This window comes from Rhodococcus jostii NBRC 16295, assembly GCF_001894825.1.
In the GTDB taxonomy this organism is placed as follows: Bacteria; Actinomycetota; Actinomycetes; order Mycobacteriales; family Mycobacteriaceae; genus Rhodococcus_F; species Rhodococcus_F jostii.
In genome coordinates this window covers 65,613-89,262 of sequence record NZ_BCWY01000037.1, presented here as the reverse complement: position 1 = coordinate 89,262, position 23,650 = coordinate 65,613, and the positions used below count along the sequence as shown (strand labels likewise).

The 23,650-nt window shown below is 69.1% G+C and carries 23 protein-coding genes and 2 pseudogenes; 8 read left to right on the top strand and 17 right to left on the bottom strand.

Translation table 11 applies throughout. The features are described 5' to 3' along the window. Together RJ1_RS23585 and RJ1_RS23580 are read left to right on the top strand one after the other, a co-directional pair. A pseudogene (locus RJ1_RS23585) lies at nucleotides 1-322 on the top strand (TPM domain-containing protein); the annotation flags it as partial. Nucleotides 323-486: 164 nt separating this feature from the next. Further along, on the top strand, nucleotides 487-1,155 hold the full coding sequence (locus RJ1_RS23580) for a hypothetical protein (protein WP_073364426.1): 669 nt from the start codon (nucleotides 487-489) through the stop codon (nucleotides 1,153-1,155). Between the two features lie 7 nt (nucleotides 1,156-1,162). Here the strand turns inward: RJ1_RS23580 and RJ1_RS23575 are convergent, their stop codons facing one another. Continuing rightward, nucleotides 1,163-2,554, bottom strand: coding sequence for a glycine--tRNA ligase (locus tag RJ1_RS23575; protein WP_073364425.1), 1,392 nt, complete (start codon nucleotides 2,552-2,554; stop codon nucleotides 1,163-1,165). A 244-nt stretch (nucleotides 2,555-2,798) separates the two neighbouring features. On the opposite strand from RJ1_RS23575, the gene RJ1_RS23570 reads away from it, so the two are divergent. Together RJ1_RS23570 and RJ1_RS23565 are read left to right on the top strand one after the other, a co-directional pair. Beyond that, entirely contained in the window at nucleotides 2,799-3,161 is a 363-nt protein-coding gene (locus RJ1_RS23570; RefSeq protein WP_073364423.1) for an ArsR/SmtB family transcription factor, read from the top strand. A 5-nt stretch (nucleotides 3,162-3,166) separates the two neighbouring features. After that, entirely contained in the window at nucleotides 3,167-3,592 is a 426-nt protein-coding gene (locus RJ1_RS23565) for a Fur family transcriptional regulator (RefSeq protein WP_073364421.1), read from the top strand. Between the two features lie 3 nt (nucleotides 3,593-3,595). On the opposite strand, the gene RJ1_RS23560 is transcribed toward RJ1_RS23565, so the two are convergent. The 5 genes and pseudogenes from RJ1_RS23560 to RJ1_RS23540 all read right to left on the bottom strand — a co-directional run bounded on the left by RJ1_RS23560 (nucleotide 3,596) and on the right by RJ1_RS23540 (nucleotide 6,984). Then, nucleotides 3,596-3,997 (bottom strand): hypothetical protein, encoded by a 402-nt coding sequence (locus RJ1_RS23560; protein WP_073364420.1) that lies wholly within the window; start codon nucleotides 3,995-3,997, stop codon nucleotides 3,596-3,598. Then, entirely contained in the window at nucleotides 3,994-4,803 is an 810-nt protein-coding gene (locus tag RJ1_RS23555) for an isoprenyl transferase (RefSeq protein ID WP_061045323.1), read from the bottom strand. The genes RJ1_RS23560 and RJ1_RS23555 overlap by 4 nt, the downstream gene beginning before the upstream one ends. Then, nucleotides 4,769-5,584, bottom strand: coding sequence for a DNA repair protein RecO (recO, locus tag RJ1_RS23550; RefSeq protein WP_073364418.1), 816 nt, complete (start codon nucleotides 5,582-5,584; stop codon nucleotides 4,769-4,771). Before recO ends, RJ1_RS23555 begins: the two co-directional genes overlap by 35 nt. 58 nt (nucleotides 5,585-5,642) lie before the next feature. Then, on the bottom strand, nucleotides 5,643-6,605 hold the full coding sequence (locus RJ1_RS23545) for an alpha/beta fold hydrolase (RefSeq protein WP_073364417.1): 963 nt from the start codon (nucleotides 6,603-6,605) through the stop codon (nucleotides 5,643-5,645). A 68-nt stretch (nucleotides 6,606-6,673) separates the two neighbouring features. Beyond that, a pseudogene (locus tag RJ1_RS23540) lies at nucleotides 6,674-6,984 on the bottom strand (DUF1905 domain-containing protein). Nucleotides 6,985-7,132: 148 nt separating this feature from the next. On the opposite strand from RJ1_RS23540, the gene RJ1_RS23535 reads away from it, so the two are divergent. Then, nucleotides 7,133-7,765, top strand: coding sequence for a pyridoxamine 5'-phosphate oxidase family protein (locus tag RJ1_RS23535; protein WP_073364415.1), 633 nt, complete (start codon nucleotides 7,133-7,135; stop codon nucleotides 7,763-7,765). Between the two features lie 6 nt (nucleotides 7,766-7,771). Here RJ1_RS23535 and RJ1_RS23530 read toward each other — a convergent pair whose 3' ends face one another. The 8 genes from RJ1_RS23530 to RJ1_RS23495 form a co-directional block, all read right to left on the bottom strand. Continuing rightward, nucleotides 7,772-8,749: an ABC transporter substrate-binding protein gene (locus tag RJ1_RS23530; protein WP_083400457.1), complete on the bottom strand. Its 978-nt coding sequence runs from the start codon at nucleotides 8,747-8,749 to the stop codon at nucleotides 7,772-7,774. Nucleotides 8,750-8,807: 58 nt separating this feature from the next. Continuing rightward, nucleotides 8,808-9,488, bottom strand: coding sequence for a response regulator (locus RJ1_RS23525; protein WP_073364412.1), 681 nt, complete (start codon nucleotides 9,486-9,488; stop codon nucleotides 8,808-8,810). Next, the gene (locus tag RJ1_RS23520) at nucleotides 9,485-12,022 is read right to left on the bottom strand and encodes a DUF4118 domain-containing protein (RefSeq protein WP_073364410.1); all 2,538 of its coding nucleotides are present in this window, start codon (nucleotides 12,020-12,022) and stop codon (nucleotides 9,485-9,487) included. The genes RJ1_RS23525 and RJ1_RS23520 overlap by 4 nt, the downstream gene beginning before the upstream one ends. A 7-nt stretch (nucleotides 12,023-12,029) precedes the next feature. Beyond that, nucleotides 12,030-12,680: a potassium-transporting ATPase subunit C gene (locus RJ1_RS23515; protein ID WP_073364409.1), complete on the bottom strand. Its 651-nt coding sequence runs from the start codon at nucleotides 12,678-12,680 to the stop codon at nucleotides 12,030-12,032. A 6-nt stretch (nucleotides 12,681-12,686) separates the two neighbouring features. Beyond that, nucleotides 12,687-14,792 carry a potassium-transporting ATPase subunit KdpB gene (kdpB, locus tag RJ1_RS23510; RefSeq protein ID WP_143048881.1) on the bottom strand — a complete coding sequence of 702 codons (2,106 nt, stop codon included), beginning with the start codon at nucleotides 14,790-14,792 and terminating at the stop codon, nucleotides 12,687-12,689. Beyond that, nucleotides 14,789-16,474 (bottom strand): potassium-transporting ATPase subunit KdpA, encoded by a 1,686-nt coding sequence (gene kdpA, locus RJ1_RS23505; protein WP_073364407.1) that lies wholly within the window; start codon nucleotides 16,472-16,474, stop codon nucleotides 14,789-14,791. The genes kdpB and kdpA overlap by 4 nt, the downstream gene beginning before the upstream one ends. Further along, a complete protein-coding gene (kdpF, locus tag RJ1_RS23500) occupies nucleotides 16,474-16,572 on the bottom strand; it encodes a K(+)-transporting ATPase subunit F (protein WP_072946639.1) in 99 nt (32 codons plus the stop codon). Before kdpF ends, kdpA begins: the two co-directional genes overlap by 1 nt. A 241-nt stretch (nucleotides 16,573-16,813) precedes the next feature. After that, on the bottom strand, nucleotides 16,814-17,443 hold the full coding sequence (locus tag RJ1_RS23495; RefSeq protein WP_073364440.1) for a pyridoxamine 5'-phosphate oxidase family protein: 630 nt from the start codon (nucleotides 17,441-17,443) through the stop codon (nucleotides 16,814-16,816). Between the two features lie 78 nt (nucleotides 17,444-17,521). On the opposite strand from RJ1_RS23495, the gene pdxR reads away from it, so the two are divergent. The 3 genes from pdxR to RJ1_RS23480 are packed head-to-tail and all read left to right on the top strand — an operon-like array spanning nucleotide 17,522 to nucleotide 21,032. Beyond that, entirely contained in the window at nucleotides 17,522-18,970 is a 1,449-nt protein-coding gene (gene pdxR, locus RJ1_RS23490) for a MocR-like pyridoxine biosynthesis transcription factor PdxR (protein ID WP_073364406.1), read from the top strand. A 40-nt stretch (nucleotides 18,971-19,010) separates the two neighbouring features. Continuing rightward, a complete protein-coding gene (locus RJ1_RS23485) occupies nucleotides 19,011-20,456 on the top strand; it encodes an amidase (protein WP_073364404.1) in 1,446 nt (481 codons plus the stop codon). 3 nt (nucleotides 20,457-20,459) lie between these two features. Then, a complete protein-coding gene (locus tag RJ1_RS23480; protein WP_073364402.1) occupies nucleotides 20,460-21,032 on the top strand; it encodes a TetR/AcrR family transcriptional regulator in 573 nt (190 codons plus the stop codon). Between the two features lie 43 nt (nucleotides 21,033-21,075). On the opposite strand, the gene era is transcribed toward RJ1_RS23480, so the two are convergent. From era to RJ1_RS23465, 3 genes are read right to left on the bottom strand one after another with little or no spacing between them, the layout of a single operon-like run. Continuing rightward, nucleotides 21,076-21,993, bottom strand: coding sequence for a GTPase Era (era, locus tag RJ1_RS23475; RefSeq protein WP_073364401.1), 918 nt, complete (start codon nucleotides 21,991-21,993; stop codon nucleotides 21,076-21,078). Next, nucleotides 21,986-22,318, bottom strand: a complete 333-nt coding sequence (locus tag RJ1_RS23470) for a cytidine deaminase-like protein (RefSeq protein WP_073364399.1) — start codon at nucleotides 22,316-22,318, stop codon at nucleotides 21,986-21,988. The genes era and RJ1_RS23470 overlap by 8 nt, the downstream gene beginning before the upstream one ends. Next, nucleotides 22,311-23,630, bottom strand: coding sequence for a hemolysin family protein (locus tag RJ1_RS23465; protein WP_073364398.1), 1,320 nt, complete (start codon nucleotides 23,628-23,630; stop codon nucleotides 22,311-22,313). The genes RJ1_RS23470 and RJ1_RS23465 overlap by 8 nt, the downstream gene beginning before the upstream one ends. Nucleotides 23,631-23,650: the final 20 nt, after the last annotated feature.

Genomic DNA, 23,650 nt, shown 5'->3' with positions numbered 1-23,650 from the left:
CTCCCGCGCGCTTCAGCACGCTCAGGCCGCCGCGGGTCTGGCCGCCGACGCCCTGCGCCTGGCGCAGAACGATGTGAGCCGCTGGGAGTCCCGCCAGCGCCCCGGGCCCGGCGGTGGCAGTGGTGGCGGTAATGCCACCGGCGCGATCCTCGGCGGCATCCTGATCGACAGCATCCTGCGCGGCGGATTCAGTGGGGGCGGCAACTGGGGAAGCCGGGGCTCCGGTGGCGGCCGGAGCAGCGGTGGCGGCCGGAGCAGCGGGCCGCGTTCCTTCGGGGGGCCGACCAGTTCGGGCCGGATCAGCGGGGGCGGCCGATTCTGACGTCGCCCCGAACCTTCGTCCTCCTCGCGTGCGTCGCGGCCACCGCCTGCGGCGTCCTGTCCGGCTGCAGCAATAAGGATCAGGGTGAGGACGAGCCGACGGTCCCGCTGTCGGCGGAGGCGTATCGCAGCCGGGAGGACGACGCCGCCGGCGGACGGATACACGTGCGGATAACGAACACCGGCGACGCCCCCACCACGGTGACGTCGGTGGCGCTGGACAGCCCGGGCTTCGATGCGGCGCCCGAGACCCGGCGCGAGGTCGAACTCGGACCCGGCAACCGGATCGACGTCGAGGCCGGGTACGGCGCTGTCCGCTGCCACGCGGCGCCGGAGCCGGCGTTCGCCCTGATCGGTGTGGCCGGAGCGTCCCCCGCGCGGGTGCCGCTCGCCACCCCGTACGACGTCCTCGGCCGCATCCACGACAGCGACTGCGCCGCAGAGGATCTGGCGAAGGCGGCACCGGTGACCCTGATACCGGCGCCGGCGCCGCCCGAGCCGACCGCTCCCCTGCCCGCCCAGCTGGTCGTGAGCCGCGGGACGGCATCGGGCGACATCCGGTTGGACGAGGTCGGTGGCAGCGTCCTGTATGCGGTGCGCGGCGCGCTGCCCGCCACCATGCGGGCGGACCAGGATCGGCTCAGCGTCGACATCACCATCGATGCGGCACGATGCGACCCGCACGCCCTCGCGGAAGCGAAGAAGCCGTTCGTCTTTCCACTGTGGATCGTCGTCGGCTCCTCGGAACCGGAATACTCGCGCATCCCGGTGTCCGAGGAGAACCGCCGAATCCTGACGAACTACCTGACCGAAACCTGCGACGCGCGCAGGTGACGGCGGGTCAGGAACCGATGAGGCGCTGCGCCAGGTAGCCCTCGACCTGGTCGAGCGCGACCCGCTCCTGAGCCATCGAGTCACGCTCACGCACGGTCACGGCGTGATCCTCGAGGGTGTCGAAGTCCACGGTGATGCAGAACGGGGTGCCGATCTCGTCCTGACGACGGTAGCGCCGGCCGATCGCACCGGCGTCGTCGAACTCGACGTTCCAGTGCTGGCGCAGCGTCGCCGCGAGATCCTTGGCCTTCGGCGTCAGATCCGCGTTCCGCGACAGCGGCAGCACCGCGGCCTTCACCGGCGCGAGACGACGGTCCAGACGCAGAACGGTGCGCTTGTCGACGCCGCCCTTCGCGTTCGGCGCCTCGTCCTCGGTGTACGCGTCGACGAGGAACGCCATCAGTGAACGGGTGAGACCGGCTGCCGGCTCGATGACGTACGGCGTGTACCGCTCACCGGTGGCCTGGTCGTAGTAGTTGAGGTCGGTGCCCGAGTGCTTCGAGTGGGTCGACAGGTCGAAGTCGGTGCGGTTGGCCACACCCTCCAGTTCGCCCCATTCGCTGCCCTGGAAGTGGAAGCGGTACTCGATGTCGACGGTGCGCTTAGAGTAATGCGACAGCTTGTCCTGTGCGTGCTCGTACAGGCGCAGGTTGTCCTTGTTGATGCCGAGCCCGGTGTACCAGTCCATGCGGTAGTCGATCCAGTACTGGTGCCACTCTTCGTCCTCGCCGGGCTTGACGAAGAATTCCATCTCCATCTGCTCGAACTCGCGGGTGCGGAAGATGAAGTTTCCGGGCGTGATCTCGTTGCGGAAGCTCTTGCCGATCTGGCCGATGCCGAACGGCGGCTTCTTGCGCGACGTGGTGAGCACGTTCGCGAAGTTCACGAAGATGCCCTGAGCGGTCTCCGGGCGCAGGTAGTGCATGCCCTCTTCGCTCTCGACCGGGCCGAGGTACGTCTTGAGCATCATGTTGAAGTCGCGGGGCTCGGTCCACTGACCGACGGTGCCGCAGTCGGGGCAGCCCACGACGTCCATCGGGACGTCGTCCGGGTTGTCGATCCCCTTCTTCTCCGCGTACGCCTCCTGCAGGTGGTCCTGACGGTGACGCTTGTGACAGTTGAGGCACTCGACCAGCGGGTCGTTGAACACGCCGACGTGACCGGACGCCACCCACACCTCGCGGGGCAGGATGACGGAGGAGTCGAGGCCGACGACGTCCTCGCGGCTGGTGACCATGTTGCGCCACCACTGCTTCTTGATGTTCTCCTTGAGCTCGACGCCCAAGGGGCCGTAGTCCCAGGCCGACTTCGTGCCTCCGTAGATCTCACCGCACGGGTAGACCAGGCCACGACGCTTGGCGAGATTGACGACGGTTTCGACTTTGGACTTCGGTGCCACTCGAGTGCTCTCCATCTGGGTAATAGATGCATGGTTCACGTGCGCTTTTCGGATCCCAGCCTATCTGCCCGATTCCTGTCGGTTCACCCACCCGGTTGACATGCGTATTCGTGCATATCAAAATGGAATCGATTTGCAATAAGATGAGGGTGATCATCCCGGGGCCCTGGCCTCGTGGCCACATTCTCGTCCGCCTCGTGACCACGGTCCCGTCCATTGTCCGGCACACCGAAGGAGATCACTGGTGAGCGTCACCGATCCCGGGGATCTGCATCCGTTCGAGGCCGCACCCCCGTTCGAGGCCGCCCCGCCGGCCCCCGTGCCGTCGAAGGAGACGCTGACCGCCGCCGGCGACATCCTCCGCGCTCTGGCCGCCCCCGTCCGCATCGCGATAGTCCTCCAACTCCACGAATCGGAACGCTGCGTGCACGAACTCGTGGGGGCTCTCGGCGTCACCCAGCCGCTGATCAGCCAGCATCTCCGCGTACTCAAGGCCGCGGGCGTGGTGCGCGGCGAACGCACCGGACGTGAGGTCCTCTACCGCCTGGTGGACGACCACCTCGCCCACATCGTCGTGGACGCCGTCGCGCACGCCGAGGAAGGATAGAAGCCTTGACCCAGAACACCGGCCAGCGCAAACCCGTCGTCGTGGGCGTCCGCGCGACCAAGCAGCGCAGCGCCATCTCCGCCCTCCTCGACGATATCGAGGAATTCCGGTCGGCGCAGGAACTGCACGACGAACTGCGCAAGCGGGGCGAGGGCATCGGTCTGACCACCGTCTACCGCACCCTGCAGACCCTCGCGGACGCCGGCACGGTCGACGTCCTGCGCACCGACACCGGCGAGTCCGTGTACCGGCGCTGCTCGTCCGGGCACCACCATCACCTCGTCTGCCGTGCCTGCGGCTACACCGTCGAGGTCGAGGGACCGACCGTCGAGCAGTGGTCGCAGTCGATCGCCGACGCCCACAGCTTCTCCGACGTCAGCCACACCATCGAGATCTTCGGTCTCTGCAAGGACTGCACCGCGACGCAGTGAGCGTCAGGGGATCAGTCCCTGCCGGGCGGTGTCCGCGCCGCTCAACGCGAGAAGCAGCATCGTGGTCAGCGCCTCGTCCTGGAGCCCGGCTGCCGGGAACGTGTACCGCAGGATGACGTCCGCGAGCCGGCCGTGACCGAACACCGCGATCGAACCGAACTGCAGTGCGCTGTTCCGCTCCGCGACCTTCTTGTGCAGCGACGCGCTGACCGGACGATCCCAGGCCAGCACGCACGTCATCGACAGCACATCGAGGCCCTCGGTGAGGGTCATCGCACTGATCGAACACAACGCCCCGGCGTACTCGAAACTCAGCGATCCGTCCTCCGCCCGGGCGACGGTGGCGAAGTGCTCGAGCGCGTCCGCTGCCCGCCCGAGCAGCGCGGGCGCCCCGTCGACGGTCATTTCACCCCACCGAACCGACGGTCACGCGACGCGTACTCGACGCACGCCGCCCACAGGTCGCGGCGGTCGAAATCGGGAAACAGCTTCTCCTGGTACACCATTTCGGCGTAGGCCGACTGCCAGATCAGGAAGTTGGACGTGCGCTGCTCGCCGGACGGCCGGAGGAACAGGTCGACGTCCGGCATGTCCGGCTCGTCGAGGTACCGGGCCACGGTCGCCTCGGTGATCTTCTCCGGGTCCAGCTGTCCGGCCGCCACCCGCCTGCCGATCTCCTTCGCCGCGTCCGCGATCTCCGCGCGACCGCCGTAGTTGACGCACATGGTCAGATTCATGACCGTGTTGTGCTTCGTCAGCTCCTCGGCGATCTCGAGTTCCTTGATGACGCTGCGCCACAACTTCGGGCGGCGCCCCGCCCACCGCACACGCACCCCCATCTCGTGCATCTCGTCCCGGCGACGACGGATCACGTCACGGTTGAACCCCATCAGGAAGCGGACCTCCTCGGGGCTGCGCTTCCAGTTCTCGGTGGAGAACGCGTACGCCGACAACCATTCGACGCCCATCTCGATGCACCCGCAGACGGCGTCCATCAGCACGGCCTCGCCGCGTTCGTGGCCCGCGGTCCGGGGCAGTCCCCGCTCCTGCGCCCAGCGACCGTTGCCGTCCATCACCAGCGCTATGTGCCGGGGCACGAGTTCGGGTTGCAGGCCGGGTGGGCGGGCGCCCGAGGGGTGCGGGTCCGGCGGCCGGATCTGGCGCTCGGCCCCGGAGTTATGCGGGGCTCGAGGTTCGCGTCGTCGAATCACGGTCCCCATCCTGCCTGACCGAATCCTCCGCCCCTACCGCCGCATGCGGTCGTGCGCGTTCGATCAGCGGGAGCGTGCGGAGTTGCCGTTCGAGGTGCCACTGCAGATGTGCCGCGACGAGACCGCTGGCCTGCCCCCGCAACGATTCGGGCACCGTCTCGGTGCTCGCCCAGTCGCCGCGGAACAGTGCATCCATCAGGTCGAGGACACCCGGTGACGGGGTGGCGGCGCCCGGCGGGCGGCAGTGCACGCACACCGCTCCCCCGGCGGCCACGTGGAACGCCCGGTGCGGCCCGGGCGCGCTGCAGCGCGCGCAGTCGTCGAGGGCGGGAGCCCAGCCCGCGAAACCCATGGCCCGCAACAGGAAGGCGTCGAGGATCAGCTCACACGGGCGGTGATGTTCGGCGACGGCCCGCAACGCCCCGACCGTCAGACTGTGCAGTTGCGGAGCCGGGGCCCGTTCCTCACCGGCGAGCCGCTCGGCGGTCTCGAGGATCGCGCACGCCGTGGTGTACCGGGAGTAGTCGTCGACGATGTCGGTGGCGAACGCGTCGACCGTCTGCACCTGGGTGACGATGTCGAGGTTGCGACCCGGGTAGAGCTGCACGTCGATGTGCGCGAACGGCTCGAGCCGGGCCCCGAACTTGGATTTCGTGCGGCGCACCCCCTTGGCGACCGCGCGCACCAGACCGTGCTGCCGGGTGAGGAGCGTGACGATCCGGTCGGCCTCGCCCAGCTTGTGCTGGCGCAGCACCACCGCAGTGTCTCGATACAACCTCACCGGTCCAGTCTCCCACGTCGAGGCGGCCACATTCCGCAGGCCGAGCCGGGTACGAGGGTCAGGGCTCGGTGCGTCCGTCGCGCACGGCGTCGACGACGTCGCGGACCCCGTCGATGACGAGTTGCGGCTGCTCGATGTTGATGTTGTGGCCGCTGTTCGTGTTCGTGACATGCGTGGCACCCGGAACGAGCTGGGCGAGATTCCGCTGAGCGATCGGCTGCACGGCGTCGAGGGCCGGGCCGTAGCCGGGATCGATGTCGGCGGGAAGGCTCCCGTTGGCGATGCCCTCGGCGATCTGCGGCGCCACCGACCGGTCGGCGGAGAGGACGACGAGCGGCTGGGGCCGGATCGGTGCGGCGGCGCGTATCTCGTCGAAGCTGCGCACGAAGTCGACGCGCTCGAGGTCCGGGTATTCGTCGAGGCTGTCCTGCTGCGGGGTGTTGAGCCGCAGGAACTCCTGAAACTGTTCCGGAGGCAGGAGTGTCTGTAACTCTTCCGACTGTGCGTCGATCAGCACGAGCCCCGCCACCTCGTCGGGGTACGTGCCGGCGAAGAGTCTCGCGATCTGACCGCCGTAGGAGTGGGCGGCCAGCACGAACGGGCCGGGTCCCAACTCATCGGTGGCACCGAGCAGCGACCGGAGGTCGGCGACGGCGTCCGTGGTGGTGATCGGCTGCGGTACCGGGTCGCTGCGGCTCAGTGCGTCCCCGCCCAGCACGACCCCCGGCCGGTCGTACGAGCAGACCCGGGTGAACTCGGCGACACCGTCGAACGCCGAGGTGGCGGCCGGATCGGCCGTGGTGGTCCACTGATCGGCGCCGAACCGCAGACCCGATTCGAAGACCACCGTCGGTGATCCCGTGCCCGCGCACTCCAAGTAGATGTGGCGGTCCCCGCCGATGTCGACGGTGCCCGCGAAATCCTTGCTCGCGCCGTCGCCGTCATCGGTTCCGCACGCGGCGACGAGCAACACGACGCCCACTGCAGGGAGCCACCTCGACAACCGTTGCCTGTTGGGCACGACACACCTCGGAACCGGTCCGGAAACGCACCGCGCTCCCGGGGGTTCCATACCCCGGTCAGCTGCGTTCAAACGGCGGCGCCCCCCGGCCAGCTCAGCCGCTGGTCGAGATGCACCGACACCTCGACGCCGGCCGCGTCCTTGCCGATGAGCTTGCACAGCGCGATCTTCAGGGGCAGCCAGTGCGGACCCTCGCTGAGGGCATCAGGGTCGCATTGAACGGGTGGCCGTCGATCGTCCCGCCGACCTTCACCGGCCGCCTCGTCCCGAGAAGTTCAGCCGAGTGCGGCACGGTCACGTACGTCGCGAACGCCCCGTCCTTCTGGATCGGCGCGGTGAAGGTGTGTTCGAGGGGTTGCGGGGTCTTCGGTGCGGGCATTCGTGGCTCCTCGAGTTGGGTGGGATGCTGCGGTCGAAGGTAGGACTCACGGAGCGGGCCGGAATCATCTGTCGTGAGCCACGGGACGCCCGACGATCCGCCGAAGGCTACCCTAACTCGAACGGCCCTCGACGAACGGAACACCCCAGTGGCAGCGCACGCCCCCTCGCCGGAGCACACGATCACCTCCCTCGACGAACTCGAGCAGGTGCTGGGCGTTCCCCATCCCTCCATCGTCACCAAGCACACCGATCACACGATGCCTCTGATCCGCCGCTTCATCTCCGAGTCGCGGTTCTTCGTCCTCGCGACGGCCGACGCCAACGGTCACTGCGACTCCTCCCCGCGCGGCGACATCACGGCGAAGACGATGTTCCTCGACGACCGGACCCTGGTGATCCCGGACCGCCCGGGCAATCGGCGCGCGGATTCGTACCGCAACATCCTCGAAAACCCGCACGTGGGCATCCTGTTCGTGGTGCCCGGGATCGACGAGGTGGTACGCATCAACGGCACCGCCACTCTGACCGTCGATCCCGAACTGCTGCAGTCGATGTCGATCAACGGCAAGCCGGCCAACCTCGCCGTCGTGGTCCGGATCGACGAGGCCTTCACCCACTGCGCCCGGGCCATCCTCCGGTCACGCATGTGGGACCCGGAGTCGTGGCCGGACCCCGACGAAATCCCCTCGCTGCGAGAAATGCACGCGGAGCAGCACGAGTTGGAACACAGCCCGGATACACCTCGCCGACAGGAGTACTACCGCACGCTGCTCTACTGAGGGACATCACCGCAGCCGATCGGACACCAGCGGCACGACGGTGTCGAGTGCGTACCGCAACGACAGCACCGAGTTCGTGGAGTACGCCTTGGATACGGTCTGATCGTCGAACACGAGGGACCGTCCGTCTCGCACAGCCGGGATCGCTTGGAACAGCGGGCGGTTCGTGACCTCGGCGGCCGGCCTGCCGATCGGGAAGACGACCACCATGTCGGCGTCCATCACGCCGAGATTCTCCTCCGACACCGGGACGGAGAACTTCACCGCCGGCTGCGCGTCCACCGTCGGATTGCTGACGAATCCGAGTTTCTTCATGAACTGGAGGCGCTCGGTGTCGGCGGTGTAGGCGCCCCATCCCGCCCCCGAGAACGCGCCGACCGTGATCGTCTTCCCCGCGAACTCGGGATGGGCCGCGGCTGCTTCGGCGAACCGCCGGTCGATGTCGGCGAGCAGCGCATCCCCCTGCTCCGGCACGCCGAGGGCGGTCGCGACCATCGACACCTGGCTCTCGATCGGAGTCTTGTAGTTGTCGGCACCCTCCGGCAGCGCGATCGTCGGCGCGATCTGCGACAGGTGGCCGTAGCGTTCCTTGTCGCCGGCGCTCTTCGTGTCGAGGATGACGTCCGGCTCGAGCGCCGCGATCTGCTCGTACGACGGTTCGAGGGTTCCGATGATCGCCGGCGCAGTGGTGTACATCCCGTCTGCCCAGGGGCCGACGCCGTCGCCGCCGAACGCGACCCAGTCGCTGGCCCCGACGGGTTCGACACCGAGCGCCAGCGCGGTTTCGGCGTCACCCCAGCCGAGGGCGACCACGCGCTCGGGCTTCGACTCGACCGTGACGTCGCCGAACTTCGTGGCGACGATCGCCGGGAAGGTGGCGTCTCCGGGGCCCGCCGCTGCGTCCTGCTCTTCCCCGCTGCCGCCTCCACAGCCGGCCACCGCCAGGGCCAGCAGGGACACCGACACGAGACTCCTCATTCGCATAAGGCAAGGCTAACCAACCCCCGGTGCGGAGCGGCTTCCGGCCCCGCTACTCGCGACCTCACACCTGGAACCGGTACCCCATCCCGGCCTCGGTGATCAGATGGCGTGGATGGGACGGGTCGTCCTCGAGCTTGCGGCGCAGCTGCGCCAGATACACCCGCAGGTAGTGGGTCTCCGTGGCGTACGCCGGACCCCACACCTCGCGCAGCAGTTCCTTCTGACCCACCAGCTTGCCCTTGTTGCGCACGAGCATCTCGAGCATTCCCCATTCGGTCGGCGTCAGGTGGACTTCCGCCCCGGACCGCCGGACCGTTTTCGCCGCGAGGTCCACGGTGAACGAATCCGTCTCCACCACAGGCTCACTCGTGTCGACGGCGGTGGTCGCACGGCGGGCCGCCGCCCGCACCCGCGCCAGGAACTCGTCCATCCCGAACGGCTTGGTGACGTAGTCGTCGGCGCCGGCGTCGAGGGCTTCGACCTTGTCCGCGGAATCGGTCCGCGCCGACAGCACGATCACCGGGGCAGGGCACCACCCACGGAGGCCGGCCAGCACCTCCGTCCCGTCCATGTCGGGTAACCCGAGGTCGAGCACGATCACGTCCGGCGGTCGCTCGGCGGCGGCACGCAGAGCGGCGGCCCCGGATGCGGCCGTCACCACCTCGTATCCGCGCACACTCAGATTGATCCGCAGGGCGCGGAGAATCTGCGGTTCGTCGTCGACGACGAGAACTCGCGTCATGGGTGCTCCCCTCCCGCCCCGGCCAGTTCCACCACCATCGTCAGGCCACCGCCGGGGGTGTCGGTGGCACTGATCGTCCCGCCCATCGCGTCGACGAATCCGCGGACGACGGAGAGCCCGAGCCCGACCCCGGTGGTCGTGTCGCGGTCCCCCAGCCGCTGGAACGGGGCGAACATCTCGTCGGCCCGGCCACGCGGAATTCCCGGCCCCGTGTCGGCGACGGTGATGACGGAGCGGTCTCCCACCGCCGCCGCGCCGACCCGGATCACGGAGTCCTCACCGTAGCGGAGCGCGTTGTCGATCAGATTCGCGAGCACCCGCTCGAGCAGACCCGAATCCGCCATCGCCGTGACCGATCCGACGTCGACCTCGACCCTCTCGCGCGCCCGGGTCCCGGTCCGGCCGCCGATTCCCAGCCCCACCAGCGCGCGATGCACCACTTCGTCCAGGTAGACGGGACGCAGGGTCGGTGTCACGACCCCCGCCGCGAGGCGGGACGAGTCGAGCAGGTTGCCGACGAGCGAGGTGAGGACATCGGCAGATTCCTCGATGGTGGCGAGCAGTTCGGCGGTGTCCTCCGGGGAGAAGTCGACGTCGTCGCTGCGCAGGCTGGACGCGGCCGCTTTCACGGCGGCCAGCGGGGTCCGCAGGTCGTGGCTGACGGCGGACAGCAGCGACCGCCGCAACCGGTCGGCCTCGGCCAGCGCCTGCGCCTGCCCCGCCTCCTGCGCGAGCTCGGTCTGACGGATCATGCCCACCGCCTGGTTGGCGACCGCGAGCAGCACGCGACGGTCCCGGGCGTGCAGTTCACTGCCCCGGAGGGCGAGTGCGTACTCACCTTCCCCCACCTCGCACACCGTGTCGGCGTCGTCGACGCTCAGCGGTGGGTGCGGTCCGACGGACCCCACCGGACCGCGGTCGCGGTGAAGCACACTGACCGAATCCTGGCCGTAGGTCTCCCGTACCTTCTCCAGCAGCGTGCCGAGATCGGCGCCCCGCAGCACGGATCCGGCGAACAGTGCCAGCAACTCCGCCTCCTGCGACGCCCGGCGAGCTTCCCGTGATCGCTTGGCGGCAGCGTCGACCAGGACCGCGACCGCGACGGCCACCACGAGCAGCACGACCGTGGTGATGAAGTTGTCCGGCTCGGCGATGGTGAAGCTGCGCACCGGCGGTGTGAAGAAGTAGTTGAGGAACAGTCCCGAGATCAGGGCGGAGAAGGCCGCGGGCGCGACACCGCCGAGCAGCGAGACGAGCAGTACCACGATGAAGAACAGCGCCCCCTCGCCGACCAGTCCGAGCCACCGGTCGACGGCCATCATCGCCAGCGTCGCCACCGACGGGACGAGAACCGCGGCGATCCAGGCGATCGCGGTGCGTGAACGCGATCCCACCGGCGACAACCGTCGCGGGCGGTGCGATTCGCCGTGTGTCACCATGTGCACGTCGATCGACCCGGACTGTTGCACCACGCTCGCGCCGATTCCCTCGTCGAAGATCCGCGCCCACCGGGACCGTCGGGACGTCCCGAGCACCAGCTGGGTGGCGTTGGCGGTCCGGGCGAAGTCGAGCAGCGTGGTCGGCACGTCGTCGCCGACGACGCTGTGCAGGCTCGCCCCGATGTTCGCGGCAAGCGTGCGCACCTTGCCCATCTCCGGCGCCGAGACGCCCGCGAGGCCGTCGCCCCGCACCACGTGCACGACGATCAGCTCGGCACTGGACCGCGACGCGATGCGGCTCGCCCGCCGCACCAGCGTCTCCGATTCCGGTCCGCCCGTGACCGCGACCACGACGCGTTCGCGGGCCTCCCACGTGTCGGTGATCTTGTTCTCCGCACGGTATTTCGCGAGTGCGGCATCCACCTGATCGGCCACCCACAGCAACGCCAGTTCGCGGAGTGCGGTGAGGTTCCCTTTCCTGAAGTAGTTGCTCAGCGCGGCGTCGACCTTCTCCGCGGCGTAGATGTTGCCGTGGGACAGTCTGCGGCGCAGTGCCTCCGGGGTGATGTCCACCAGCTCCACCTGGGTGGCGGCGCGCACCACCTCGTCGGGGACCGTTTCCTGCTGCACCACCCCGGTGATCCGCTGGACCACGTCGTTGAGACTCTCGAGGTGCTGGACGTTCAGCGTCGAGAGGACGTCGATGCCCGCGGCGAGGAGTATCTCCACGTCCTGCCAGCGTTTCTCGTGGACGCTACCCGGCGTGTTGGTGTGCGCGAGCTCGTCCACGAGCACGAGTGCCGGTCTGCGCGCCAGCACCGCCTCGACGTCCAGCTCGCGGCCGAGCGTGCCGCGGTAGGCGATGACCTTGGGCGGAATCAGTTCGAGGTCGCCGAGCTGCGCCGCCGTGCGGTCGCGGCCGTGGGTTTCCACCACGGCCGCGACCACGTCGCATCCTCGTTCGCGGCGGCGGTGCGCCTCACCGAGCATCGCGAACGTCTTGCCGACACCCGGTGCGGCACCGAGATAGATGCGCAGCTCGCCGCGTCTGCGTTCGACGTCCCGGCGCTCGCCGTCGGGTCCGGTACCACTCACCTCGCCATCATCCACCAGCGGTGGGGGCCGTGCACCGAGGAGCGGTCAGGCCGAGGGCCAGATTCAGTTCGAGAACGTTCACCCGCTCCTCGCCGAGGAACCCGAGTTGCCGTCCCTCGGTGTTCTCGTCGACCAGCTGCCGTACCCGGGTCTCGCTCAGGCCGTTTGCCTCCGCCACCCTCCGCACCTGCAACGCCGCATACGCGGGGCTGATGTGCGGATCGATACCGGAACCGGATCCGGTGACCGCGTCCGCCGGAACGGCGTCGGGACTCACGCCCTCGCGCGCGGCGATCGCGGCGCGGCGCTCACCGACGAACGCCGCCAGGATCTCACTGCTCGGTCCCTGGTTGGTGGGCAGCGCGACAGCGGGGTCGCCGGGTGTGAACGGATCCTGTCCGGCCACCGATCCGGTGACCCGGTTGTGGAAGAACGGGTCCGGCTCCCCCGCCGGCACCTGTGGGTCGACACCCACCCAGGCGCTGCCGACGACGCACCCGGTGCTGTCCCGCACCGGCGACCCCTCGGCCGCGCCGGCGCCGATCCGGCTCACCCCCCACACCGCGGCAGGATAAAGCACGCCGAGGACGGCCGTGAGCGCGAGCAGGACCAGTAGTCCGGCCCAGGTCTGCCGTAGCAGACCGATGACGAAACGCATGCGGGATCACCCAATTCCAGGAATGAGACGGACGACGAGGTCGATCAGCCAGATGCCGGCGAACGGCGTGACGACGCCGCCGAGTCCGTAGATCAGCAGGTTGCGGCCCAGCAGCTTCGACGCCGACGACGGGCGATAGCGAACGCCCTTCAGCGACAACGGGATCAGCGCGACGATCACCAGGGCGTTGAAGATCACCGCCGACAGGATGGCCGATTCCGGTGTGGCCAGCCGCATGATGTTCAGCGTGTCGAGCTGCGGGTAGATGACGCTGAACAGCGCGGGGAGGATGGCGAAGTACTTGGCCAGGTCGTTGGCGAGCGAGAACGTGGTCAGCGCCCCGCGGGTGATCAGCAACTGCTTGCCGATCTCGACCACCTCGATGAGCTTGGTGGGATCCGAGTCGAGATCCACCATGTTCCCGGCTTCCTTCGCCGCGGACGTGCCGGTGTTCATCGCCACACCGACGTCCGCCTGGGCCAGGGCCGGGGCGTCGTTGGTGCCGTCACCGGTCATCGCGACCAGTCGTCCGCCCTCCTGCTCCTTGCGGATCAGCGCGAGTTTGTCCTCGGGTGTCGCCTCGGCCATGAAGTCGTCGACACCGGCCTCCGCCGCGATGGCCTTGGCGGTGAGCGGATTGTCGCCGGTGATCATCACCGTGCGGATGCCCATGGCCCGCAGTTCCGCGAACCGCTCGGCGATGCCCGGCTTCACCACGTCCGACAGCGCGATCACACCCAGCACCGTCGGTGCGCCGGCGTGCACCGAAGACACCACCAACGGCGTGCCTCCGGCCTGCGCGATCTCGTTCACCATGTCGGTGACCGCGGGCGATGCGTACCCGCCGAGGGCCTGCACCCAGTTCAGCACGGCGTCGCTCGCGCCCTTGCGGATCCGGGCGCCGTCGATGTCGAGCCCGCTCATCCGGGTCTGTGCGGTGAACGGCACGAACTCGGCGTCTCGCTCCGCGTCGGACGGCGCCGGATCCAGGCCGAAGTCCCGGGCGCACAGGTCGACGATGCTGCGCCCCTCGGGGGTTCCGTCCGCGAGGCTGGACAGCCGGGCCGCCGTGGCCAACTCGATTGCGGAGACACCCGGTGCGGGATGCAGGGCGGTGGCCTGCCGGTTGCCGAACGTGATGGTGCCGGTCTTGTCCATCAGCAATGTGTCGATGTCGCCGGCGGCCTCCACCGCCCGCCCCGACATCGCGAGGACGTTGCGCTGCACCAACCGGTCCATGCCGGCGATGCCGATGGCAGACAGCAGGGCCCCGATGGTCGTGGGGATCAGGCACACCAGCAACGCGATCAGCTTGATCGGATCCTGCTCCTGTCCCGCATACAGGCCCATCGGACCGATCGCGACGACGGCCAGCAGGAAGATGACGGTCAGCGACGCCAGAAGGATGTTCAGCGCGATCTCGTTGGGCGTCTTCTGCCGCGCGGCCCCCTCCACGAGGGCGATCATCCGGTCCACGAACGAATGCCCCGGGGCCGCAGTGATCTCGACGACGATCCGGTCGGACAGCACGGTCGTGCCGCCGGTCACGGCGCACCGGTCGCCTCCCGATTCGCGGACGACAGGGGCCGACTCACCGGTGATCGCCGACTCGTCCACGGTGGCGATGCCGTCGACGACGTCTCCGTCGCCCGGTATCACCTCACTCGCGACGACGACCACGCGGTCACCGACGACGAGGTCGGTGCCCGGTACCGATTCCAGACCGCCGTTCGCCGTGATGCGATGCGCCGTCGTGTCCTGCTTCACCTTCCGCAGACTCGCCGCCTGCGCCTTGCCCCGGCCCTCGGCGACGGACTCGGCGAGGTTCGCGAACAGCACGGTGAACCACAGCCAGGCGGTGACCGCCCAGGAGAACACCGACGGGTCGGCGACGGCCATCACGGTGGTGACGACGGAACCGACGAACACCACGAACATCACCGGGTTGCGGGCGAGGTGCCGCGGGTCGAGTTTGCGTACGGCTCCCGGTAGCGCCGTCAGCAGTTGAGCGGCGCTGAAGATCCCGGCTTTCACGGGCGCCGGGCCGTGGCCGTCCCCGTTACCCGTGGTTGCCGCCGTGGTCTCCGGACGGCTGGTCACGTTCACACTCACTGCAGAGCCTCCGCGATCGGTCCCAGCGCCAGGGCCGGGAAGAATGTCAACGCCGCGACGAGCACGACGGTGCCGGTGAGGAGCCCGGTGAACATCGGGCCCGCCGTCGGCAGGGTTCCGGCGCCTGCCGCGGTCTTCTTCTGCGACGCCAGCGATCCGGCGAGGGCGAGAACGAAGATGATCGGCAGGAATCGGCCGAACAGCATGCACAGGCCGAGAGCGCTCTGGAACCAGTCGCTCGTCACCGTCAGACCGCCGAACGCGCTGCCGTTGTTGTTCGACGCCGACGCGAATGCGTACAGCACCTCGGAGAATCCGTGGATGGATCCCGGGGTTCCCGGGTCGCCTCCGTTGCCTTGAAAGCCGGTGGTCGAGGACAGGATCACGGTGATGCCCGTCCCGATCAGGACCAGCGCCGGCATCACCAGCACCGACAGCGCGGCGAGGGTGATCTCCCGCTGCCGCAGCTTTTTGCCCAGGTACTCGGGTGTGCGGCCGACGAGCAGGCCGCCGACGAAGACGGCGATCAGCGCGAGCACGAGAATTCCGTAGAGGCCGGTGCCCACACCGCCGGGCGCGATCTCACCGAGCAGCATGTTGAGCAACACGGCTCCGCCGCCCAGCGGCGACAGGCTGTCGTGTGCGGAATTCACCGCGCCCGTGGAAGTTCCGGTGGTACTCACGGCGAACAGTGTCGTACTCGGAATTCCGAACCTGACTTCCTTGCCTTCCATCATCGCGCCTGCCGCGGTAGCTGCGACGCCCCGCTGCCCCGATTCGGCGGCCAGCGTGACGGCGAGCAGCGAACCCCACAAAACGCCCATCACGGCGAGCAGCGTCAGACCCTGTTTGCGGTCGCCGACCATGGTGCCGAACGTGCGGGTCAGCGTGACCGGGATCAGCAGGATCGCGAGGATCTCGACGACGTTGCTGACCGGGGTCGGGTTCTCGAAGGGGTGCGCCGAGTTGGCGGCGAGAATGCCGCCGCCGTTGGTGCCGAGTTCCTTGATCGCCTCCTGCGAGGCGACGGGCGCCAGCGCGTTGGTGACGGAGTTGCCGTCCAGGCCGGTGGACTCGAAGCCCGTGTGGAAGGACTGGATCACGCCCTGACTCAACAGGATCAGCGCGATGACGAACGAGAACGGCAGCAGAATCCGCAGACTACCGCGGGTGAGGTCCACCCAGAAGTTGCCGATCTCACCGCCCCGCGACACCCGGACGAACCCGCGGATCAGTGCGACCGCGACGGCCATGCCGACCGCGGCGGACACGAAGTTCTGCACGGCGAGTCCGACCGGCTGGGTCAGGTTGCTCATCGTGGTCTCGGGAGCGTACGACTGCCAGTTGGTGTTGGTCACGAACGACACGGCGGTGTTGAAGGCGACGGCGGGGCTGACCCCGGACAGGTCGCCGGACAGCGGCAGCACGCCCTGAATGCGTTGCAGGACGTACAGGAAGAGCACGCCGGCCATCGAGAATCCCAGCACGCTGCCGGCATAGCCGTACCAGGTCTGCTCGGTGTGGGGGTTGATGCGGCAGAGTCGGTACAGCACGGATTCCACCCGCAGGTCGCGTCGCGATTCGTACACGCGGGCCATGTAGTCGCCCACCGGCACGTACAACACCGCGAGGACCGCGAGAACGACGGCGATCTGCAGCCCGGCCGCCAGGGCGGGCGACATCAGAACCGCTCCGGGTCGATGAGCGCGACCAGCAGGTACACGACGAGCGCGGCCGCGATCGCCACGAGGGCGACAGCGAGTATTCCGGCGCCCGTCATTTCACGCGTCCGGTCTGCAGGGCACGGAGAACGAGCGCACAACAGGCGAATCCGCCGAGGATGAGCGCTACGTAGGCCACGTCGGCCATGTGAGGATCCCTCTTCGTACTGATCCTGCGGTTCAGCGCAGGCATGACACCCCACGGTTGCGGGGTGTCATGCCAGCATCGCGCCGGATCTCGGCGAAAGAGGCGGCGCTGACGAAGCGCTTACGGGTCGCCGACGGCTCTTGACGTTTTCCTTACGCGGTCCGGGTGAGGCGCGACACGGACGCGGGCACCGGGGTGCCGCTCGCCACCCACGGCGCCGGAACAGGTGCACCGGCAACCGACCGCACCGGGACCACCCCGGCCCACGCACTGGTGGATTCGGCGGGTTCGCCCGGCGGCGCGTCGCGCACCTTGACGGTCCACTGGCCCGGCGAGATCGGAAGGGCGAGGGCCAGCGTCGCGGCGAGTTCCTTGCGCCGGTGCCCCCGGACCTCCGTGCTGCGGCCCGGGATCAGCACGTCCGACAACGCGTTCAGCGCATCGGCGGATTCGTCCTCGTCCAGCGTGACGAGGTTGCCGCGGACCACTGCGGAACGGTAGTTGGCGGACGAGTCGAACAGCGTGTCCGCGACGACGATTCCGTCGAGCATCGCGACGCACAGCACCGCCGGGGCGCCCGCCGCCACCTGCCTCAGCGCACCGGCGCCGGTGGACCCGTGCAGCAGGATCCTGTCGCCGTCGCGGGCGTAGAGCATCGGCACGGCCCACGGCAGGCCGTCGACGACGGTGGCGAGGGTGCCCATCGGCGCGGCGTCGAGGACGGCGTCGAGTTGCGCTCGTTCGGTTCGGGCACGGTCCGGGTATCTCATGATCTTGTCCACGAGACCATTCTCGACCTCCATGTGGATCAGCTGCCAGATCCACAATCGAGATTATCGGCAGACCAGTATGGTGGGGGCATGCCCCGGATCAGCCCTGAACTGCACCTGACGTGGCGGCTCCCCCACACCGATGCGCCGCTTCGGCACCGGATCGCGGAGTCGATCCTCGACGAGATCCGGGTGGGCCGCCTCCGGCCGGGCGACCCCCTGCCCTCCACCCGGGCGCTGGCCGATCACCTGACGGTCGCGCGGGCGTCGGTGGTCGACGCCTACGACGAACTCTGCGCGTCCGGGTACGCGAACGCCCGCGCCGGTTCCGGCACCCGGATCGCGCCGGGCGCCGACGTCGCGGCCCGCGCCCACGTCGCCTCGCACGCGGTCACCGGTTCGCCCGAGCAGGCGTCCGCGGCGGCACAGGACACACCGGACGCGCTGTGGGATCTCACCCCGGGCCACCCCGACCCGGGTCTGATCTCCACCACCGACTGGCGTCGGGCGTGGCGGTCGGCCGCCGCAGCCGCGGTGACCTCCGACGTCCCCGGCCCCGACGGGCACCCGGAGTTGCGGCAGTCCCTCGCGGGGCATCTGCGCCGCACCCGGGGGATCACGGCGCACGCGGACGACCTGGTGATCGTTCCCGGCGTGGGCTCCGCGCTGCGGACCCTCGTCGCCGCGGCCGGGCTCGGTGGCCGGGATGTGGTGTTCGAGGAGCCCGGGTACAGCCGGGCCCGCCGAGTCCTCGAGGCGTCGGGCGCGCGAACACGCTGCGTACCGGTGGACGACGACGGCCTCGATCCCGCGGTGCAGCGCAGGACCGACGCGGCGGCGTATTGCACGCCGGCCCATCAGTATCCGATGGGCGCCCGGATGCCGGTGGGCCGCAGGGCCCGACTCGTCGCCGACGCCGCCGCGTCCGGCGTACTGATCATCGAGGACGACTACGACGGCGAATTCCGCTACGACGTGTCGGCGCTGCCCGCTCTGCGCAGCATCGACCGGGGGTCCGAATGCGTGGCATACGTGGGCACCGCGTCGAAGATACTCACCCCTGCGATCCGCATGGCGTGGGTGATCGCGCCTCCCACGCTCCGGACGGAGCTCGTCCGAGCCCTGGACACGAGCGGCGAGGCCTGCTGCTCGATCACCGCGCTCGCGCTGGCGCATTTCATCGATTCGGGCGCGTTGTCGCGGCACCTCGCGCGCGCCTCCCGCACCTACGCAGCCCGCCGGACCGCGTTCGTCACCGCGCTGCATCAGCAGTTGGCCGCGCGCGGCGTGGACGGCGTCGGGATCGCCGGCATCGAGGCCGGCCTCCACGTCGTCGTGACGTTGCCGCGCTCCGTCGACGACGTGGCCCTGTCTGCGGAACTGCAGGATCGCGGGGTGACCGTCCCGAGCCTCGCCGACTACCGCACCACACCGAGCGGACCGCGGGGGCTCGTCTGCGGTTACGCCCGGCTGCCCGAAACGCGGGCTCACGGGGCCGCCGAGGTGATCGGAGAGGTAGTCCGCCGACATCTCGGCTGATACTGTTCGTTCGAACGAACAGTGACGCGGGAGGGGCGAGATGAGTACGGGACAACTGGGCAGCGAACGACAGCGCGAAGACGAGGGCGACTGGGCGCCGGGGCTCGTCGAGCAGGTGACGGCGCTGGCGTCCGGCGCCGCCACCTCGGTCGCGGCCACCGGCGCCGCGCTCGACCGCATCGACGCGAGCCAGCCGACACTCAACGCCTTCAAGGTGGTCCGGCGGAACAAGGCACTGGCCGAAGCCGCCGAGGCCGACCGCCGAATCGCGGCCGGCGAGCGCCTCCCGTTGCTCGGCGTGCCGATCGCCGTCAAGGACGACGTCGACGTGGCCGGGGAGCCGACCGCATTCGGATGTCCGGGTGACTTCCCGCCCGCGGCACGGGACTCCGAGATGGTGCGGCGACTGCGCGCCGCCGGTGCCGTGATCGTGGGCAAGACCAACAGTCCCGAACTCGGCCAGTGGCCACTCACCGGTGGTCCCGCCTTCGGTCATACCCGCAACCCCTGGAACGGTGACCACACACCCGGAGGATCGTCCGGTGGCGCCGCGGCGGCCGTGTCCGCCGGCGTGGTGTCCGCGGCAATCGGCTCCGACGGCGCCGGTTCCATCCGCATCCCCGCCGCGTGGACCAACCTCGTCGGAATCAAGCCGCAACGCGGCCGCATCTCCACCTGGCCTGCCGCCGAGGCGTTCTACGGTCTCACCGTCAACGGCCCGCTGGCCCGGACCGTCGCCGATGCGGCCCTGCTGCTCGACGTCGCGGCAGGACCTCACGACGGCGACATCCACACGCCGGCACCGGTCACCGTCAGCGACGCCGTCGGCCGCGACCCCGGACCGCTGCGCATCGCGCTGTCCCTGCGGATCCCGTTCACCGCCACCCCCACGACGCTGCACCCCGAAGTGCGTCAGGGCGTCGCCCGGATCGCCGAGGCGCTGCGCAGGCTCGGGCATCGCGTCGTGGTCGACGATCCCGACTACGGCATCATGTTCGGCCTCGGCTTCCTCCCGCGGTCGATGGCCGGCATCGACGACTGGATGCGGAAGGTCCCGGACCCGTCGCTCGTCGACCCCCGCACCAAGAGCAATGCCCGGACCGGGCGACTCCTGCGCGGGGCGCCGCTACGTGCCGCCCGGGCCGCCGAACCGCGGGCGCAGCGACGCGTCGGAGCGATCTTCGACAAGTACGACCTGGTCCTCGCCCCCACCACCGCGACTCCCCCACCGAGGGTCGAGGGGATCGACGGCATCAGCTCCTGGGCCACGGACAAGGTGATCACCGCGGTGTGCCCGTACGCGTGGCCGTGGAACGTGCTGGGCTGGCCCAGCGTGAACGTCCCGGCCGGGTTCACTTCCGGCAACCTGCCGATCGGAGCCCAGCTGATGGGGCCGGGCGATTCCGAACCGCTACTGGTTTCCGTTGCGGCCCAGCTCGAATCGGTGCTCCGGTGGGACCTGGCGCGGCCCGAGAGATGGTGGTGATCGGTGGCTTCGACGGACGTCCGTGACCGCATCCTCGCGGCGGCGCTGCACATCGTCGGCACGGAAGGCATTCCCGGCGTGACCAATCGGCGGATCGCGGCGCAGGCCGGGGTTTCGCTCGGCTCCATCACGTACCACTTCCCCACGCAGACGGACCTGCTGCGTGCCGCGCTGTCGGGGTTCGTGACGGAGGAGACGCAGCGCCTGTCGGAGCTGGCGGAGGGTTACCGGGACAAGGGGCTGAGCTTCGAGGATGTCGCGGCGCTCACCGAGAAGGTCGCGCAGGATCTGGCGTTCTCCGCCGAGCGGATCGCCCCGTTCGAGCTGTACATCCAGGCGGGCCGCGATCACCAACTGCGGCAGGCCGCCGCCGAGTGTTTCGCCGCCTATGACGAATTGACGGTCACGATCCTCACCGCACTCGGGGTCCCCGATGCGGCGTCCGTGGCCCCGACGGTCGTGGCCACCATCGCCGGCCTGCAGCTCAGGAGACTCGCCACCGGAAGCGACGGCGATCACGACTTCGCGGCGTCGGTACTCCTGCTGCTGCGGGCCGCCGGCCCCGTAAGTGGTTGACGAGTCCGGGGACTCGTCGACCACTCACGGGCGGCGGAGCCGCCTAGAAGCCGAGGCGACCCAGCTGTTTCGGGTCGCGCTGCCAGTCCTTGGCCACCTTGACGTGCAGTTCGAGGAAGATCCTGGTGCCGAGGAGTTTCTCGATCTGCAGGCGGGCCTTGGTGCCGACCTCACGGAGCCGGGCGCCGCCCTTGCCGATCACGATGCCCTTCTGGGACGGGCGTTCGACGTACAGCAGCGCGTGGACGTCGAGCAGTTCACCCTGCTTCTCGGTGCGCCCCTCGCGGGGAATGATCTCCTCGATGACCACGGCCAGGGAGTGCGGCAGTTCGTCGCCGAGCCCCTCGAGAGCCGCCTCACGGATGAGTTCGGCCATCAGCGTCTCTTCGGGTTCGTCGGTGAGTTCGCCGTCCGGGTAGAACGCCGGCCCCTCCTCCATCTTCGACGCGAGGACGTCGACCAGCACCTCCACCTGCTCACCGGACGCGGCGGACACCGGCACGACGTCCGCCTCGGGGCCGAGGAGCTTGGACACGGCCAGCAACTGCTGCCCGACCATGTCCTTGCTGACCTTGTCGATCTTCGTGACGACGCCGAGGAGGGTGGTCTTCGGCGCGATCTGACGGACCTGCTGCACGATCCACCGGTCGCCGGGACCGATCTTCTCGTCCGCCGGGATGCACAGGCAGATCACGTCGACCTCGGAGTAGGTGTCGCGCACGAGGTCGTTGAGGCGCTGACCGAGGAGCGTCCGGGGGCGGTGCAGACCCGGGGTGTCGACGAGGATCAGCTGCGCGTGGTCGCGGTGCACGATCCCGCGGATGGTGTGGCGGGTGGTCTGCGGACGCGACGACGTGATCGCGATCTTGCTGCCCACGAGCGCGTTGGTCAGCGTGGACTTGCCGGTGTTGGGTCGTCCGACGAAACAGACGAATCCGGAACGGAATTCGGGTTTACTCATGTTGCTCCTCGATCACGGATCCATCGGTTCGCGCGAAGACGACGGCCGCCTGCGCACTGACTTCGTGTAGTGCGGCGATGCCCGGGTCGTCCGCGTTCCCGCCGATCACCGCAGCGGCCTCGAAACCCTCGGCGCCACTCGACACCGCCGCCGCGACGGCCGCCTGCAGGGCGGTCAGTGTCAGCGACGCCAGCGCGACCGCGCCCGCCGAGTAGGTGCGGCCGTCGAGGTCGCGGACCGCCGCCCCCTGACCACTTCCGGTGCGGCCGAACGCTCCTCGCGCGAGCACGACCAGTTTCGCGTCCTCGGCGTCCAGTTCAGTCATCGTCGTCCTCCCGTTCACGGTCGTTGACGTCTTCGTCCTCGTCGACGGGTGCGCGTTGCACGAAGACCGTGCTGATCCGCACCCGCCCGCGCACATCCGGCGAGCCCTCGCCGCGGAGGACGAGACCGTGCGACACGACCTCGGATCCCGGGAGCGGCACCCGGCCGAGTTCGTATCCGATGAGCCCACCGACCGTTTCGACTTCGTCGTTCTCGACCTCGATGCCGAACAGCTCACCGAGATCCTCGATCGGCAGTCGCGCGGAGACCCGGTACATGTCGTCTCCGAGGTCCTCCACCGGCGGGGTCTCGTCCTGGTCGTACTCGTCGGCGATCTCACCGACGATCTCCTCGATGACGTCCTCGATGGTGACCAGCCCGGCCACTCCGCCGTATTCGTCGACGAGCACGGCCATGTGGTTGCGGTCGCGCTGCATCTCGGCGAGCAGGCTGTCGAGGGGCTTGGAATCGGGCACGAACACGGCGGGCCGCATCACGTCGTGGACGAGGACACTGCGTCCGCCGTCACGCGAGTGGTAGGTCTCCTGCACGAGATCCTTGAGGTAGACCACGCCGAGCACGTCGTCGACGTTCTCCCCGATCACGGGGATGCGCGAATGTCCGCTGCGCACGGCCAGCGACGTCGCCTGTCCGGCGCTCTTGTTGCTCTCGATCCACACCATCTCGGTGCGCGGCACCATCACTTCACGGGCGGAGGTGTCACCCAGTTCGAACACCGACTGGATCATCCGGCGTTCCTCGTCGGCCACCACGCCGCGCTCCTGCGCCATGTCGACGAGTTCGCGCAATTCGATCTCGGAGGCGAAGGGGCCGTTGCGAAATCCCTTACCCGGGGTGATCGCGTTACCGATCAGGATCAGCAGGCGGCTGATCGGGCCCAGCAGGGTTCCGATGACCTGCAGGGGAAACGACGTGATCAACGCGATCGAATAGGCGTGCTGGCGGCCGAGTGTGCGGGGGCCGACCCCGATCACCACGTAGTCGACGAGCACCATGATGATCGCGGTGAACGTGAGCGCCCACACGGGTTCGAGAAGATCGGACAGTCCACCGACGAGCACCACCGTCGCCGTGATCTCACACAGGATGCGCAGCAGCACCATGAGATTCACGTAGCGGGGGCGATCCGACAGGATGCGGAGCACCCGGGTGGCGCCGGGACGGTCGTCCTTCGCCATCTCCTCGATGCGCGCGGACGAAATCGTGTTGAGAGCGGAATCGACGGCGGCGAAGACACCACCGAGAGGGACGAGGACGATCGCGAGGACGATCAGCGCGGCGGCGCTAGTCACAGAAGACCCTTCACGTGGCG